The sequence below is a fragment of the Roseobacter sp. MED193 genome (assembly GCF_000152965.1).
Lineage (GTDB): Bacteria > Pseudomonadota > Alphaproteobacteria > Rhodobacterales > Rhodobacteraceae > Pseudophaeobacter.
The window spans coordinates 1,400,064-1,416,468 of record NZ_CH902583.1 but is presented as its reverse complement, the minus strand read 5'-3'; the positions used below and the strand labels follow the sequence as shown (position 1 = coordinate 1,416,468).

Below are 16,405 nucleotides of genomic sequence, written 5' to 3'. Positions count from 1 at the left end.
GCGAGAAATATGCTGGGCACAGAGGGGGTAGGACAGCCTCTGATGTCAAGTTGTAGATGTTGGAATTGTCAGGAGATGACGCATGAAGCATTTTGCTGTATCTGCCTCTGATGGCATCCCACCCCGTCCACAGGACGGTGAAACTGACCTGGGTAACACAGAGACCGCCTTTGGAACGGCTGGTGAGGACCGCATGACGCAAAAGGGTTTCAAAACATTTCGCCGCCGCAGCGCTCAGGCGCGCCAAAAGGCGGATCAGATGCAGGGCCAGCGGGTTGGCGTGGAAGCTGCTGCGCCTGTGGGAACAGATTCCTCACAACCGGTTCCCACCTCCGCAGAAGTCAAACAGCCAAATGCCAAGCCAAAGTTAGAAAAACTACAACCACAGTCTACCCGCCCTGCGCGGGCCACGACCCGGTTGGAACTGGACCCGCAATCGCGGGTTGAGATTGCACAAGAACCGCCAGCGGGTTTGCCAACGCGCTTTGATCCCTGGTTGCAGATGCCTGAGATTCCATTTGATTTTCTGGGGCAAAAACCCTCGCGCCTGCCATTGGTGAGCGCCTTTCGCGCCTCGCCAACGGCGCGGGCCTTCGATCTGTTGCGCACCCGGCTTCTCCACAGCCTCAAGGCGCATGGCTGGAAACGTGTTGCGATTACCAGCCCCGCTGCAGGGGGGGGGACGACATTTAGCGCGGTCAATCTGGCGCTGAGCCTTGCTCGGGTACCCCAGAGCCGCACTGTGCTGATGGATATGAATTTCCGCCATCCCGGCATCGCATCGGCCTTGGGCATCCCGCCCCATGGCAATATGGCAGCCTTCCTCGCGGGTGAGGTTCCGCTGGGCCAGCACCTGCAACGATTGTCGGATACCTTGGCGGTGGGCTGCAATTGCCACCCTGAACTCAATGCTTCGGATATCCTGCATGACCGGCGGGCAGCCGAGGTGATCTCTTCTATGATCGAGGAGACAGGGGCTGATACCGTCCTGTTCGATCTGCCGCCTGTGTTAGAGCATGATGACGTCACGGCCTTCTTGCCGCAGGTGGACGGTGTGTTGCTGATCTCTGATGGGGATCGGACCACTGCTGCCGAACTTGCCGCTTGCGAAAAGATGCTCGCAGGCCATGCACCACTGCTTGGGGTGGTGCTGAACCGGGCCCAACAGTCCGATAAGTCGCAGGTCACACCCTAAATCCATCGTCTTTCGCCAAAGCACCCGGTCAAAGCCACAGTTTTGCCCGGTTGCAGTGCTGTAAGAACTGGTGAATGTATCCGCTTGTGCGCTGGTCTGCGGCAGCAAACACAGGCAGGATGTGAGAGATGATGACAAGGTGAGCTGACCCATGGGGCCGATTTTTTCGCTGGCAGATTTTCTGGACATGCTGCGTCGCCGTGCGGCGGTTATTTTATATGTCGTGGTCGCAGGCAGCATACTTTCGGTTTGGGTGGCACTCAATCAACAGCATATGTACCACAGCGCCGAGGTGATTCAGGTCACCCGGCCTACAATTGCGGATGATCTTGCTAAATCCACCGTCGAGGGCTCCTCGGCGCGGCGGATGCAACTGATCGAACAGCGGCTGATGGCCCGCGGCACCTTGCTCGATATCATCGAAAAATTCTCGCTTTATGCAGATATTCCCGCGCTGACGCCGACGGAAAAGGTGGTGATGCTGCGCAACGCCGTGAGTATTACCGGCGTCGCCGCCGTGCGTGAAGGGTTTGCGGATGACGGCACCATTTCGGTATTGACCATTACCGCCATGATGCCGACAGCGGAACAGGCGCAGCAGGTTGCCAGCGAATTTGGCAGTCGCACCATCGAATTAAGTGTCAGCAGCCGGATTGCCCAGGCCCGTGAAACCCTGAGCTTCTTTGCCGAAAAAGAAGCCGCTTTGGCAAGTCAGATCACCACGCTGGAAGATGAAATTTCGGCCTTTCATGCGGCCAATGATGTGGCGCTGCCTGGCACGGCTGAATTCCGTCGCAACGAAGTTGCTGCAATCAATCAGAGCTTGCTGGATATAGAACGAGAAAAGATCCAGATCCGCAGATCCGCAGATCAGGCTAGCGCGAATGAGCGCCCAGCGACTGCGCGTCGTATGTTGGCTGAGGCCCAGGAACAGCTGGCAACTCTGGACGCGCAGCTCGATCTGTTGACCCAGCGCAAGAAGGAGTTGGAGACGGCGCTGCAAACCACGCCAGAGGTTCAACGCCAATTGGGGGTCTACGCCCGGCAGATGCAATCGCTGCAGGGCGAACTGGAGGTTGTATCCACGCGGCGCAATGAGGCCGAAGTGGGGTTCCGTCTGGAGACCTCGCGTCAAGGCGAGCGGCTGACCGTACTGGAGCCTGCAGGGCTTGCGGACTATCCTTCGACTTCGGCGCGTAAGAACAAAGCGCTGCTGGGGGGGATGGCCAGTCTTCTGGCTGGGCTTGCCTTTGCCTTTGTGTTGGAGCTACGCGCCCCGGTGCTGCGCTCTGCGGCCCAGATGGAGCGCGAAACAGGCCTAGCGCCTGTGGCCTCGATTCCGGTTCTGGACACCAGACCACCTGGTCGGGGCTGGGGCAGTTTCTGGAGCAGCTGGCGGCGCCTCTTGCCACAGAAAATGGCCCGCCGTTGACGAGATGATCAGGAGGCAGACCCGCTGAATAGCCCTGCTGACAGCCCGGCTCGCGCATTTGGGGCGGTCTATTTAGCTAGCCTGACAGGGGGGTGATCATGGTGATGATCCGGTCCAGATGCCAGTAGACTGCTCCGGCGCCGACCAGCGCAGCGACTATGGCAAAGGCCAGATCATGCAGTGGATCCCAGGCCTGGTGCTTTACCGCCAACCAGATCAGGATCGGATAGGCGGCCAGCATTGACAGTCCCATGGCGATAATACCGCCAGGCAGGCCGAACCACATAGTGGCTAGCAAAAACAAGCTTGTCTGCAACAGGGCCCGACAGGCGGTAAAGACAAAGAATGATCGGCTGTCACCCGCGGCCAAAGCAGCCTGATCATAGGTCATGGTGATCACCGCAGGCACCAGCGCCAGGGAGATCATCACGATCATCGCGCCAGCCTGCACATATCGTACATCATAGAGAAGATCGACAAGCCAAGGGCCTATCCAGGCCATCAACAGCAGCATCGACAGGACCGCAGTGGTAAGTCCGAACCGCAGCAACTGTTGCTTGCGCCGATTGGCCGGATTCGCAGCGACGGGTGTGTCTCGATAGACCGGAATCATCAAACGTTGATTGACCGCATGGCCCAGGAGCATTGGAAAACTGGCGAGGAAAAAGCCGATGTTGTAGATGCCCAATACCTCGAGCGAGACAAATTTTCCCAAAATGGCGCGATCGCCCTGTGAGGTCAAAAACCAAAAGGCGGTGGATAGAAAGATCCACTTGCCAAACCGCACCAGCTCTTTCACCGAAGATTGCTGCCAGCGGAATTGGTTGCGCAGGCCGGGCAGGCCAAAATGGGTCAGCATCAGTTTGGCGGCGGCCTGAATGACCCCCCCCAGAACCAGCGCAATCACAGAGCCGCTGAGCCAGGCCAATAGGACCATGGAGCCCACGCCAATCAGCTGCGCGGCCAGATCCAGTAGGGTCACGCGCCCCACCAGCAGATGGCGGTGGGCGGTCTCAATCCGGGTGGGGTTGAAGCCGGCAATGGCTAGGCCAATCCCTGCGATGGGAAGGTAATAAAGCAATTCCGGTGCGGCATAGAACCAAGCCATTGGCCAGGCCAAGACGAGGGTAAAGGCCCAAAGACCGAACCCACGCAGCACCTGAATGCTCCAGGCGGTATTGAGAAAATCCGGGTCATCGCCGCGGCTGTTTTGCGCAATGGAGGGGCCGATGCCAACGTCTGAAAACAGCGATAGCCCTACGGTGACGACGGTGACCAGCGCCATCAGGCCAAAGGCTTCGGGAAAGAGCAGTCGGGCCAAGACCAGATTGGCCGCGAGCCGCAGGGCCTGGCTGCCGCCATAGCCGATCATCATCCAGGAGGCCGAGCGTAAAACCCGGGCCATCAATCCCTGGCCAGCAAAATGACGGGTCAGCTGTTTCATGTGATCTCCGGTTGCTGTTTTGCTGTTTTGGCCCGCAAATCAGCAGTGTGTTGGCCTAGGCTAGGCAGCGGTTGCAGGGGCGTCAATTGTCTGCACCCCTGTGGGGCGCTGCGGGGGCGGTTTGCCGGGCCTGGTGCAGACAATCTGCGGGGAACTGGACCATTGAGAAGGTTTTGAAAACATGCGGCTTCGCCCCCTAGGCAAGTCGGGGCAGAGGCGATACCCTTGGCGCATAAACGCGGGCTGACAGGAGTTTAGGCCTTTGAAAATTGCTTACGTCCTGAACAGTTACCCGCAACCCTCGCATAGTTTTATCCGCCGTGAGATCCAGGCACTGGAGCGTCAGGGGATCATCGTATTGCGGCTGGCAATGCGGCCTGGCTCTGCGCCTTTGGTGGATCCCGGGGATCAAGCCGAGGCGGCCAAGACACACTATGTTTTGCAGGCCGGAATGATGTCCTTGCTTTTGTCGCTGCTGCGGCAGGTCTTGGTGGGGCCGGGGGTTTTTTTACGCGCCTTGAGGCTGGCCATTCGGCTGGGGCGGCTTTCGCAGGCTGGGGTGGCACGGCATCTTATCTATCTGGCGGAGGCCTGTTATGTCGGGGCACGCTGCCAGGCCGAGGGCGTAGACCATATGCACGCGCATTTTGGCACCAATGCCACGGCCGTGGCGCTCTTGGCGCAGGCGCTGGGCGGGCCGGGGTACAGTTTCACCACCCATGGCCCGGAAGAGTTTGATGCTCCGGTGGCACTCTCTTTGGGAGAAAAGATCAACCAGGCGCGTTTTGCCGTGGCCATCAGTAGCTTTGGAAAAAGTCAATTGAGCCGCTGGGCTGACTTTGGGGTCTGGGACCGGCTGCAAGTGGTGCATTGTGGCATTGAACCGGCAAAGTTTGAAAACCCGGCGCCTTTGCCAGATGGGCCGTTGCGACTGGCGGCGATTGGTCGCTTTGTGGAGCAAAAGGGCCAGATGGTCTTGGTGCGTGCTATGGCCAAGGTAATGCATTCCCATCCGCAGGTGCATCTGGTTTTGATCGGAGATGGCGAGATGCGCGCGGATCTGGAGGCGGCCATTGCCACCGCTGGCTTGCAGGACAATATTACCCTCACAGGATGGTTGTCAGAGGCCGAGGTGCGGGCAGAACTGGCTGGCGTCCATGCATTGGTGATGCCTTCCTTTGCCGAGGGCCTGCCCATGGTGGTGATGGAGGCTATGGCCGCAGCGCGCCCGGTTCTGGCGACCTATATTGCCGGCACGCCAGAACTGGTTCTGCCCGGGGAGACCGGTTGGCTGGTGCCTGCTGGCGAGCCAGACATTTTGGCGCAGGCCATTGGCGATTTGGCGCAGGTTTCACCGGATCGTTTGACGCAGATGGGCCTGGCCGCGCGGCAACGGGTGCTTCAGCGTCACGACAGTGATATTGAGGCGCGGAAGCTAGCAGATCTGTTTCGGGCAGCCTGCAAGGGTGAAAACCAAACAGACTAGATTTCCCGACGGGCAGGCCCCTCTGGATCGCCTTGGTGAGATGGTGGTTTTTAGGGAAGGGGCGGCTCCCGCGCGCTTTGGGTGTTTCTGGCGAAACCACCAAATCCCTTGGGCCCGGCGCCACGCTGGCGCGCGGCGGGGTGCGCTTGCCCAGGGTTGGGGGTATTTTGGAGCGGTTAGGCGCGGAAAGCGGGTTTAGCGACCGCGCGTCCAGCGCTGTTGGCTGCGAAATAGGGGTGATTTCACAGCGGCAGATACTAGCGCATAGGCCGCAAAACCCACCGGATCTGAGCACAGCAGACGCAAGAGGTGCCTAAGGGGCAGCTTTTGCTTGTCATCATTGGCCATAAGCGCGGGGTAGGTCTCGCTCAGCTCTGCCACACCTGCATTCTGACGTCGCCTCACGCGCGTGAGATTGCGAAATCCCTCGACCATGGGCCAATGGTAATGGCTGGGCAGTTTGATCCGTTCATTCGGCGCGAATGAGAGCCGGGCAAAGGTATCGTCTGCAATGATATCAGGCCAGTGCTGCCAGCGGGCCCGTCCTGCGCGGTTCATTGCGAAGAGGCCAAAACCGGGCGTGCCATTCTGGACAAAGGGGAGCCGCATCCAAAACCGGCCATAGGCGCGGGTCAATGCGCTTTGCGCTGGCGTCAGTTGTGGTGTGCCGCTGGCGTAGCGGGGGGGCGCATTGAAAAGCGTCTCGGTGATCTGGCCGATCAACGCAGGCTCCACCGTGACATCAGCGTCCAGATAGATCAGCACATTGCCGCGGGCCACGGCGTCCCCTGCGGTTAGGGCTTTGAGCTTGTTGCCCTCGGGCAGGTCCAGGACTTTTAGCTGCCACGGCGGCCTCGGCTTTTGGGCGGCAGCGATATAGGCCGTCGCATCCGTGCAGCCATTGGCCAGGACAATGACTTCTCCCTGCAGACCATCGGGCAGGGTGCAGGCAAACAGGGAGGCGAGGCAGGCCGCGATGTAGTCGGCTTCGTTATGGGCCGGGATCAAAACGCTGACCTGTGGCGCGGTCTGATCGGGGCTCTGTTCAGAGGGGGTCATTTCACAGCTTCCAAAGCGGCCCAGCGGGGGTTGTCATCGCTGAGGTGGCGCAGGGCGCCCCAACTGCCCCATTTGCCAGGAACCGCCACATCCGCATAGGCACCAAACAGGCTACCGCCCATGTCTTGCCAGCCGCGGAGTAACATTGCGTAGAGTGCGCCCATCTCGGGCGTATAATTGAAATGGGTGAAGAAGCCTGTGAGCAGGGGATCTTCGACCATGGGGCCAATACCCACCACATGGCTGCCGCCCTCATACATGATCAGATCCAGCCCATGCTGATCTGCCACTCCGCTGTGATAGGGTAAAACCCGGCCCAGTAGATCGCTGAGCGTATCCGTGCTGTCGCCAGTGACCAGCCCATCGGTGAGCTCGGCTGCCGCTTGCACACTGGCGACATCATACTGATGTTCTGCAACAAAGCGCGCGGCCTCGGCGCCGCTCAGCCCCTGGGCGGTGGCTGCATCTCTGGCGTGTTGCTGACTGTCTGCGATCCAGGCCCGCAAAATGGGAGCGCGCTCCTGAAGGCCAAGGATGCCGCCAAAATAACCCGTGACAGCATAGGCATCAAAATAGCTGGCGGGAGCTTCGCGGTCAGGGGCCTCCGCGACCCAGAGCGGCGCAGCCAGGATCTGTTCTTCTAGTCCCAACCATCCCGTCTGGGTGGACAGCACCCGCACCAAGCGGGAGCTGGATGCCGCGCCGAAGACGTCGCTCCAGATCTGCGAGACCTCAGCGGCGCGGCCACCGTAATACTGCATCCATAAATCCTGCCCGCCCCAGCGGGCCTGGGCCTGGGCATCGGCCCAGGCCGCTTGTTCAAACTGCCAGTTCCAGACCTCGTTGGAGTATTCCACATAGGTCTTCAGATCAAAATCCAGACCCGCCTTAACGGCGCGGGCAAAGTTGCGGATATAGCTGTCATCCGCGCGATGGGGCATGTTGAACCAGGCATCGCTCCCCAGTTCATTCACCAGGGCCAGCATTATCTCCAACGGCACGCCATTACGGGCCCAGCTGTAATCGCGCACCTGTGGCCGATCTTCCCAGCCAATGAGCGGCGAGTCATTGGTGCTCATCCAATCCATGAACCGCAGCACCTCAAAGCCGTCCAGAACCTCAAGCCAATCGGGGTTAAAAATCTCTCCCTTGGCAAACCGGGCCAGATGCGCCTCTTTCACGACTGTGATATTGCGCGGGTAATCCCCTGCCTTGCCAAAACGCTGCAACCGGATTTCCACCGGTCCGGGGCCGGGGGTGAAATCAAACGAGACCTCGCCATCCCCATAGCGCTGATTGTGGGCGCGTCCGGACACTTCGATAATGCCCTGACCCTCAAAGCGTAGCACGTAGCGGCCAGCCAGGCTAAGGGCGCTTTCTGGCAGATCTGTCAGGATGACGGTCCCGATAGAGCCAAGCTCAGGCGGTAAAGCGGTGGGCCAGCCGGCCTCATCTAGGTAGCCCGCCTGCGCCAGATCGGCCTCGCTGGCACCGCCCCACTGACCGGGCAGATGTCCAATCCAGGGGCGCGCAGTTTTGAAATGATCCAAAAAGGGGGCCTGCGGGCTCCAGTCGGCGACGGGCATCAGGTTCATTGCGATGGGCTGTTGGCTGGGCGACTTCCGCCCCAGATCCTGGGGAGGCAAATCTTCGGGCATCGGCCCATTGAGCCTGGCCAGTTCGGGCTCAATCGGCAGCGGGGCGGGGTCGTCGGGGAGAGCGGCAAATGCGGTTTCCACCCCGCCAGCCGCCGCCCATGCGAGATGTTGAAGTTGCTGCGCCAGGGCCTGCGAAGGGGCTTGATAGGACTGGCCCCAAGGGTCCTGAAGCTGTGCGGGCAGCCCCCGTGGATCCTGCCCGGTCAAAACCGCATATTGCACGAGGCTGAGGTAATAAAACCCCAGCGCATTTGGGTGGATATCGTCGGAAAAGACCTGCGAGATCGACTGCAGTCCCGGCAGGGTGCCCGCCCGGATCGCATCATCCAGCCGCGCCATGGCCTGGCCAGCAGGCAAGAGCTGCACCGAGCCACCTGTGGCCGCGTTGACCCCGTCTACCAAGGCCTGCCAACGGGGCAGATCCTGTTCCAACCGGTCACGCCAAGGGGTCGCGGCCCCCTCGTCAAAGGGCACCTCGGCACCGGTACCACTGTTGAGACTGTGCCAGGTTTCTTGCAGGTAGAACGTCACATCCGGGTTGGCGGCACGGGCCAGCTCATAAAACTGGGTCACGGCCTCCTCGCTGTTGCTCCATTTCAGGTGATTGGCCAGGGGGATTGCCTCGGTCACAATCACCGCATCCACCGGCGTGGTGAGCCGCTGACGGGCATTGATTCCCTCGGCGCTATCGGCATGTTGCCAGTTGTAGCTCAGCGGAGCGCCATTGATGATCTGGGCCTGAACCTGCGCTGGTACCGGCGCTGTGGCTGTTGGCTGTTGTGCGAGAAGCTGCTGGAGCATCTGCGGATTATCCGGCCCAAACAGCGAATGCCCTACCATCACCACAGAGGTGACCAGGGTCTCGAGATTCATGTGGGCTCTCCTGCGGATGCGGCTTCAGCAAGCCCGGTGCGGGGCTGGGCCAGAACGGTGTCCCAGACGATCTGTTGCACCCGCTGCGCTGCGTTAGGGAGCAGGCTGTTCGCAGCGCTGCCATCCGCGAGGTTGAGCCGGTGCGGCAATCCGACCGGGGAGCGCTGATACAGAACTGCATAGTGCGTCAGGGCGACAATGTAGGCGCCAAAATCATTGAAGTGTATCGTGTCCTGCGTTCCCTCAGGGGTCTGGGCAAACAGATCCTCGCGCGCCATCAATCCCTCGATTTCACCAGCTTCTGCGGCCCGGGCAACTGCGGCCATAACCTGTCCCACCGGGATCAGATAGGCTGGGCGCTCTGGGGCGGCTCGGCTGTCTTGACCGCTAAGCCCCTCCAGCCAGAGGGTATCGAGATCCTCGGCGATACGGGTTTCCCAACCTGCCGGGTCATCAAGGGGATGCCAGGTTTCATAGAGATAGACACGGGTTGTCGGCGCGCCATCTCGGGCCAGCTGGGCCCACCGGTGGAAATACGCGGCACCGTCAAAATAGCGGATGGCATCGCGCAGCTCGACCATTTCTGTTAGGACCACGGCATTATAATCGCCAGAACCGATGGCTTCACGCGCGTCGCGGTAGGCAGGTGGGTGATTGGTGGTCTCAAAATCCAGGATCGCCAGGTCAGGTTCCCAATGCTGCTTCAGATTGGTGCCGGATCCCAACTGGCTGTTGAAACGATGCCCCTGTGGGGCCAGCTGCGCCAGCATATGCGGCATATCTGGCCCAACCAGGGAATGGCCCAGGTGAAACACACGCAGGGCGTGCTGTGGCGGTGTTAACACCGGCACTGCGGGCAGGGGGCTGGGATGCCACCAGCGGGCCAGTGGCCAGAGGGCAAGCAGCGCAGGTAAGGCAAAAAGGGCGCGACGTGACATCATGGATTAGCTCCGCAATTCAGCTGTGGCGACGATCAGGCCAGCACCTATGGCAAAGCGCCCAGAGATCTGATCGCCACAATTGAAGGGGGGCTGATCGGTGCAAAATCGGGCTGAATACCGGCGGGCCTCAAGGTCGATTGTTAATTCCATCCCATCAAACCCATAGTATCTTTTGCTGACTGTGAACTGGCATTTGTAGGCCGCCTCCTTGGCACAAAACACCAGTTTGGCCAGCTGCCCCGGATTGCTCTGCTGACGCAGCCAAGCCTGCTCCTGTGCCGAACAAATCGCGGGCCAAAGGTCGTCTGCCAGGGGTTTGTCCTCTTCGACGTCAATGCCTAGGCCCTGTATATCGCCCTTCCGGGCAACCGCAGCCATGGCGCAGCTGCGGGTATGGGTGATTGACCCCACCAGGTGGTTGGGCCAGACCGGAGCGCGGTTTTTGGCCACAGGAATGGCGACAGGATCCAGTCCCAAGAGCTCCATTGCCTGATGGGCCGCAGCGCGGCCCGCCGCAAATTCACGGCGGCGCTTTTCAACGGCACTCGGCGACAGGCAGGCGCTCTCCGTGGCAAAGGGCGCTGGCGGATCTGCCAAAGGGTTGACCAACGCGAGGGCGATGTCATCTGCAAAGAGCGGCCGTGCCAGAGCCAGCCGCTCCATTTCATGTGTTGAACTCTGTGCTGTCATCCTGCCCGTGCTTTGCGGTTGGCCCGCATCGCCCGCCGTTTCGACATGGTGTCGGATTTGGCGGCCTGCGCGGCGTCATCTTCTGCGGGATCATCGGGCTTTGTGCTGCCACCCGCAAGGGTCTCAATATGGGAGGCGAGCCCTGCGAGGGTGGGGAAGCGGAAGATGTCGGTGATCGAGAGTTTGGGGGTGTCCAACGCGGCGCGAATGTCGCGATGCGACTGCACCGCCAAGAGTGAATGACCGCCCAAGGCAAAGAAATTGTCCTGCGCGCCGATGCCTTCTACCCCCAAGATGCGCGACCAGACCTTAGCGATTTCCGCCTGCACCCCAGCGCTGAGCGGCACAATGGCAGCGGCAACTGCCTGGGTCGTTTGGGGCGCTGCCGGTTTCGGCGCAGGGAGAGCCTTGCGGTCGATTTTCTTATTTGGCGTCAGCGGGAAACTCTCGATCGCCACAAGATGACTTGGCACCATGACAGCGGCAAGATGGCGCGCAAGATCACCCTTGATCGCCTCCAGATCTGCCGGGTGGGCTGGGTCCTGGGTGACATATCCCACCAGTTGGCTGTCATCGCCAAGCCGCCGTTCCACAACCACTGCGCCTGTGACATTGGGTTGGCTGGTCAGGGCGGTTTCAATTTCGCCCAGTTCTATCCGCTGGCCGCGGATTTTGACCTGATGATCGGTGCGCCCCAGGAACGCCAGCTGGCCTTCCGATGTCCAGCGCACCAGATCGCCGGTGCGATAAAGCGGGGCCTCGGCTAAGGGGAGATGTACAAAACGGTCTGACGTCAACTCGGCCCGTTGCCAATAGCCCGAGGTGACACCGGTGCCACCGATATAGAGCTCTCCTGCTGCGCCCATCGGGACAGGGTGTTGGGCCTCGTCCAGCACATAGACCTGGGTGTTGGCCAGGGGTGTGCCAATATTGGCTACGCCCACCACAGGGTCTTTCAGGCTGGTTGATGTCGACCAGATTGTGGTCTCAGTAGGGCCATACATGTTGTGAATTTGCGCAGGCGTCGCTTCGCGCAGGGCGCCGACCAGATCTCCGGGTAGGGCTTCGCCGCCAACCAGCAGATGCTTTAGCCGCCCCATAACCATGCGGGCCTCGTCATCCTGAACCAGCATGCGCGCCATAGAGGGCGTACATTGCATATGGCTTACCCCATGGCGCATCATCTGTGCGCTCAGCGAAAAGTCATCCGCAGCCAGATCTTGTGGAGTATTCGCTCGCTTCAGCACCTCGGCAAGGGGTTTCAACCCTTCCAGCACCACATCTGGTGCGATACCATAGTCGATGAGACAGGCGATTTCGTCCACGCCAATGCGTTTCAGCTCCTCAGTGCGGGCGAGGGCGTCGTCCACAGTGCCAAACAGCCCAGAGTCCTCAAAATAGCGTTCAAAAGCAAACTCGAGGATGGCTTCCAGCTCTTCGGGGCTAAGCGCATCAAGCTGCATGTCAAAAGCATTGTTGACACCCTTTGGCCGTTTGAAGGCGGGGAAGGCCCAGGCATATTGTTTGATCAGCCCGGCAGCGGAGCGCAGGTAGTCCTTCATCGGCTCGCGGGCAATACGGCGGGATTCCTCTCGGGTTTCGGCCAGATAGCTGTGCAGCATCAGGGTGACCTTGAAATCCGCCGGATCATGACCGGCGGCGCGCAGGGCATCGTGATAAATGCGGATCTTGCCGCCAACTTCATCAATGCTTTGCCCCAACAGATGGGTCAGCACATTGGCGCCGATCTCGCCTGCTTCGCGCCAGGTCTCGGGGTTGCCTGCGGTGGTGACCCAGACAGGTAGCTCCTGTGACACCGGGCGGGGCTGGGTGACAACCGCATGCATTGAGCCATCCTTGCGAGGGAAGTCCACCTCATCGCCGCGCCAGAGCCTGCGCAGGGTGTCGATCGAGTCGAACATTGCGGGTTTGTTGGCTGGCGGTGTGTTTTCGGGACGCAGCACAAAATCATCTGGCTGCCAACCTGCGGCAATGCCGATCCCGGCGCGTCCATTGGTGAGGTTGTCAATGACCGACCATTCCTCCGCGATCCGGGCGGGATGGTGAAGCGGTGCAACGCAGGAGCCTGCTCGGACGCTCAAATTGCTGGTCACGGCAGCAACAGCTGCGCCAGTTACTGAGGGGTTGGGGTAGGGACCGCCAAACGCGTGGAAGTGGCGCTCGGGCGTCCAGACCGCGTTAAAGCCATTGGCATCGGCGAATTTTGCGCCTTCCAGCAGCAGGTGATATTTACGGGGGCCAGGGCCATCGTCATTGCCCCAGTAAAACAGATTGAAATCCATCCGCCTGTCGGAAATCGCGATGGGGCCATTGGACAGCTCAAGCCGGCTTTCGTCGCTGGAGAGCACCAGTTTGAAGCCCCGTGACAGGGTCCAGAACAGCTCCAGCACTGAAATATCAAAGGAGAGCGAGGTCACCGCCAGCCAGGCATCGCCTGCCTTATGGGGGATGCGTGCATCCATGGCGGCAAAGAAATTGGCCACATTGTCTTGCCGAACCATGACCCCCTTGGGGGTGCCGGTAGAGCCAGAGGTATAGATCAGATAGGCCAGATCGGCGCCACTGGCCGCGCTGGTGACGTTCTCTGTAAGAGCTTCTGCCACGGCAGGGCTCTCTACGGTAACGATCTGTGCTTCGGTTGCGGGCAGATCAGCGCGCAACGCCTCTTGGGTGACGACAACGCTGGCCTGGCTGTCTGACAGGTAGTGGGCGATACGGTCTTTTGGGTAGGCGGGGTCCAGAGGCACATAGGCCCCCCCGGCTTTGAGCACCGCCAAGGCGCCCACCATCAAATCGGCTGAGCGCTTGATATAGACGCCGACATGGGTGCCGGGCTTGACGCCGGTGGCTTGCAGCTGGCGGGCCAGAGCATTGGCGCGGGCGTTTAGCCCCTCGTAGCTGTAGCTTTCGCCTTCAAATACCAGGGCCGTTGCTTTTGGCGTGCGGGCGACTTGGGCCTCAAAGGCCGCCTGGATGGTGGTCTCTGCGGGCAGGTCTGTTTGGGTTTGGTTCCAGTCTTCCAGGAGCAGTTTGCGTTCTGCTTCGGGGAGGATCGACAGTTCTGCCAGCGGGCAATCACTGTCAGAGGTCAGATGAGATGCGATGACACCCAGCGTATGTTCGAGCCGCGCGGCGAGCAGCTCCGCGGCACGCACATCCAACCGGGTGTCATCCACATGCAGCGCCAAGGCGCCCTCAGTCAGCGAAACCGTCATAATGCAACCTGGCAGAGCCGCATCCCGATCCGCTGTAAACCCGATACCCGGCATGTCTTGCGCTGAAAGTTCTGGGGCACGGGCCACCAGATCCAGGGCAAAACCGCCAAACCTGCGGGCTTTATCCATATCTATCTTTATCTGAGTCGCTAAAGTGTTAACAGTTGAATCACGCGTCCCCGGCAAGGGAATCCAATCTGAAACCAGATGTGCTGCGGTCCCCGCTGCCGTGGGCCATGCGGCATAGGCGATGTCAGCCTGTTGCTCACCTGTGCTGAGCAGAGCCCAGGCAAGCGTCGCAGTGACGATCTGCTCCTGTGACAAAGCTGCGGGCAGGGAAATTTCCTTGCGGCTGATGCCAGCCGGGCTGTTGGTTGCGGTGGCCAGGGGCACAGTGACGGGCTGCATTGCGGCCAGGGTACGGCGCCAGTGTGATTCTCCGCCCTGGCTCTGGATCAGGGCTGTCTCAATTGCTTTCGCCTCAAATGGGGTCAAAACCGGGAGCTGCTGGCCAACCTCAAAGAGAGCAGGCAGATCCTGCTTTTTGCCCGCCAGGCTGGTCAAATCTTCCAGCGCAACAGCGCCATCGGCGGTGGCGATGGTGACCACTGCGCCCGTGACCGACAAAACTGTGCCAATTGGACCGCTGCCCTCCGCAGGTCCGGCCCTGCCGACGCGCAAAACCTGCGCTGCCAGTACGATTTTGGCACAGCCGAGGGGGTTCCAATAGGAACCATAATCCAGCCCCCGCACCAGGCGGGTCAGGTTTTGGCTGGTCTTAGAAAAGTCCAGAATGCCCCCCGCGGCAGGGCGATGATCCTTGGCAAAATAGCTGCGTTGGGACAGGTCCTGGGGCTGGCGTTGCAGGGCGTTCGCGCTCAACTGGTCCAGCACCTCGCCAAAGCTGTCCATGGCTGCGGCATAGCATTTTGAATTGAGGCTAAAGGCGGTGTCATCCTCGGCAATATCAAAAAGGCGCTGGGCGAGGATATCGCCCTCGTCAATGCCGCCCTCCATCATATGCCAGGTGATGCCATGTTGGGCTTCGCCAGCTATCAGCGCCCAGTTGGGCGTGTTCAATCCGGCATAGCGCGGCAGGGGGCCGTCATGGAAATTGACAGCGCCTTTGCGGGCCAGGGAGAGAATGGACTCTGGGATCACCCGCAGGTTGGCGATGGACAAGAGCCAATCAAAGTCATGGGTGATTTCATCCGGATTTGTCAGCAAGGGCAGGTCTTTGCCCTTGGCCCAGGCGCGGATGTCTGCGTCGGTGGAGACCACCGCCGAGATCTGATGTCCCTGGGCCAGCAGGGCTTCGCCGCAGCCGACCAACAGGGATTCATTGCCGATGACAACACAGGAAAATTGGCTCATTTTAGATCCTCCGAAACCGGGGAGTGAAGGCGCGTTTCACGAATGGATGAGGGGCTGCACGACGCTGGCGCAGGCGTCAGAGCATGAAAGATCAGATCTCTCAGGAAATGATTGGGATCGGCCTGGGGTTTGCCCTGGACGAGGCGGCGTAGTCCGTAAATGCAACTGCCGGTGATGCGGGCGAAGGTCGCAAGCGCCGCATAGGCGCGACCATGGGATTTGGCGAAGTAATGGCTGCGCGATTTAAACCAATAGGCAGGCGTTCGGGCCCAGTCCTTCATGCCGGTTGAGGCAGAGCCGAGGTGTTCGATCTTACTGTCGGGCACATAATGAGTACGCCAGCCCGCGCGAGCGGCGCGGCGACAGAGATCTGTTTCTTCGAAATACAAAAAGAATGTCTCGTCAAAGCCACCGATTTCTTCGATCACGGGGCGGCGGATCATCAGGCTGGCGCCTGCGGTCCAATCCACTTGGGTCTGTGCCTGCGGCATCTCCATCGCCACCACCCAGGGGGCCAACAGGCGGGTAAAGACACCAGTGCGCGCGGCCATTTCAAATTCGCCTGCGATTGACGGAAAGCGAAAGGCGGTGCGGTGAGGGCTACCATCGGTGCCGTATACATAGGACCCTGCCAGCCCAGCCCCCGGATGATCGGCCAGAAAATCGCGCAGGGTGCCTATGGTTTCGCCCTGCACAAAGGCATCAGAGTTCAACAGGTAATAATAGTCAGGTGCAGTGCCATCCGACAGCCCGGTGGCAAAGCCAATGTTCATGCCAGCTCCAAAGCCGCCATTGACCATGGATTGCAGCAGGCGGATCTTTTTGTTGGTTTTCCAGCCGCGCTGGGCCGCACCGGCCTGCAGGGCCTCCCAGGATCCATCCGCCGAGCCATTGTCGATCACCAGAACCTCACCCGGGAGATCTTGCATCTCCGTCAGTGCCGCCTCAGCCGCTCTGAGGGTCATCTCAGGGGTACGGTAGTTCAGGATTATGGTGAGAATACTGCCTGTGCTCATG

General features: G+C 60.2%; 10 protein-coding genes. 3 read left to right on the top strand and 7 right to left on the bottom strand.

Annotation, left to right across the window (positions count from 1 at the left end; all coding sequences use genetic code 11):
• The first annotated feature begins 82 nt into the window (after positions 1–82).
• Together MED193_RS22290 and MED193_RS09145 are read left to right on the top strand one after the other, a co-directional pair.
• The gene (locus MED193_RS22290) at positions 83–1,195 is read left to right on the top strand and encodes a CpsD/CapB family tyrosine-protein kinase (protein WP_009809419.1); all 1,113 of its coding nucleotides are present in this window, start codon (positions 83–85) and stop codon (positions 1,193–1,195) included.
• 151 nt (positions 1,196–1,346) lie between these two features.
• Positions 1,347–2,627 (top strand): chain-length determining protein, encoded by a 1,281-nt coding sequence (locus MED193_RS09145; RefSeq protein WP_009809418.1) that lies wholly within the window; start codon positions 1,347–1,349, stop codon positions 2,625–2,627.
• Between the two features lie 76 nt (positions 2,628–2,703).
• On the opposite strand, the gene MED193_RS09140 is transcribed toward MED193_RS09145, so the two are convergent.
• Positions 2,704–4,071 (bottom strand): oligosaccharide flippase family protein, encoded by a 1,368-nt coding sequence (locus MED193_RS09140; protein ID WP_009809417.1) that lies wholly within the window; start codon positions 4,069–4,071, stop codon positions 2,704–2,706.
• A gap of 262 nt (positions 4,072–4,333) precedes the next feature.
• On the opposite strand from MED193_RS09140, the gene MED193_RS09135 reads away from it, so the two are divergent.
• On the top strand, positions 4,334–5,557 hold the full coding sequence (locus tag MED193_RS09135; RefSeq protein ID WP_009809416.1) for a glycosyltransferase: 1,224 nt from the start codon (positions 4,334–4,336) through the stop codon (positions 5,555–5,557).
• 195 nt (positions 5,558–5,752) lie between these two features.
• On the opposite strand, the gene MED193_RS09130 is transcribed toward MED193_RS09135, so the two are convergent.
• The 6 genes from MED193_RS09130 to MED193_RS09105 are packed head-to-tail and all read right to left on the bottom strand — an operon-like array spanning position 5,753 to position 16,404.
• Positions 5,753–6,616, bottom strand: a complete 864-nt coding sequence (locus tag MED193_RS09130; RefSeq protein WP_009809415.1) for a glycosyltransferase — start codon at positions 6,614–6,616, stop codon at positions 5,753–5,755.
• A complete protein-coding gene (locus tag MED193_RS09125) occupies positions 6,613–9,147 on the bottom strand; it encodes a hypothetical protein (protein ID WP_009809414.1) in 2,535 nt (844 codons plus the stop codon). The genes MED193_RS09130 and MED193_RS09125 overlap by 4 nt, the downstream gene beginning before the upstream one ends.
• Complete coding sequence (locus MED193_RS09120) at positions 9,144–10,088, bottom strand: hypothetical protein (protein ID WP_009809413.1); 945 nt, start codon at positions 10,086–10,088, stop codon at positions 9,144–9,146. Before MED193_RS09120 ends, MED193_RS09125 begins: the two co-directional genes overlap by 4 nt.
• Positions 10,089–10,091: 3 nt before the next feature.
• Entirely contained in the window at positions 10,092–10,778 is a 687-nt protein-coding gene (locus tag MED193_RS09115; RefSeq protein ID WP_009809412.1) for a 4'-phosphopantetheinyl transferase, read from the bottom strand.
• Positions 10,775–15,388, bottom strand: coding sequence for a MupA/Atu3671 family FMN-dependent luciferase-like monooxygenase (locus MED193_RS09110; protein WP_009809411.1), 4,614 nt, complete (start codon positions 15,386–15,388; stop codon positions 10,775–10,777). Before MED193_RS09110 ends, MED193_RS09115 begins: the two co-directional genes overlap by 4 nt.
• The gene (locus MED193_RS09105; protein WP_009809410.1) at positions 15,385–16,404 is read right to left on the bottom strand and encodes a glycosyltransferase family 2 protein; all 1,020 of its coding nucleotides are present in this window, start codon (positions 16,402–16,404) and stop codon (positions 15,385–15,387) included. The genes MED193_RS09110 and MED193_RS09105 overlap by 4 nt, the downstream gene beginning before the upstream one ends.
• Position 16,405 lies beyond the last annotated feature (1 nt).

Coding starts and splice junctions, on each gene's coding strand:
- MED193_RS22290 (WP_009809419.1), top strand. CDS start 83: ATGAAGCATTTTGCTGTATCTGCCTCTGATGGCATCCCACCCCGTCCA.
- MED193_RS09145 (WP_009809418.1), top strand. CDS start 1,347: ATGGGGCCGATTTTTTCGCTGGCAGATTTTCTGGACATGCTGCGTCGC.
- MED193_RS09140 (WP_009809417.1), bottom strand. CDS start 4,071: ATGAAACAGCTGACCCGTCATTTTGCTGGCCAGGGATTGATGGCCCGG.
- MED193_RS09130 (WP_009809415.1), bottom strand. CDS start 6,616: ATGACCCCCTCTGAACAGAGCCCCGATCAGACCGCGCCACAGGTCAGC.
- MED193_RS09125 (WP_009809414.1), bottom strand. CDS start 9,147: ATGAATCTCGAGACCCTGGTCACCTCTGTGGTGATGGTAGGGCATTCG.
- MED193_RS09120 (WP_009809413.1), bottom strand. CDS start 10,088: ATGATGTCACGTCGCGCCCTTTTTGCCTTACCTGCGCTGCTTGCCCTC.
- MED193_RS09115 (WP_009809412.1), bottom strand. CDS start 10,778: ATGACAGCACAGAGTTCAACACATGAAATGGAGCGGCTGGCTCTGGCA.
- MED193_RS09110 (WP_009809411.1), bottom strand. CDS start 15,388: ATGAGCCAATTTTCCTGTGTTGTCATCGGCAATGAATCCCTGTTGGTC.
- MED193_RS09105 (WP_009809410.1), bottom strand. CDS start 16,404: ATGAGCACAGGCAGTATTCTCACCATAATCCTGAACTACCGTACCCCT.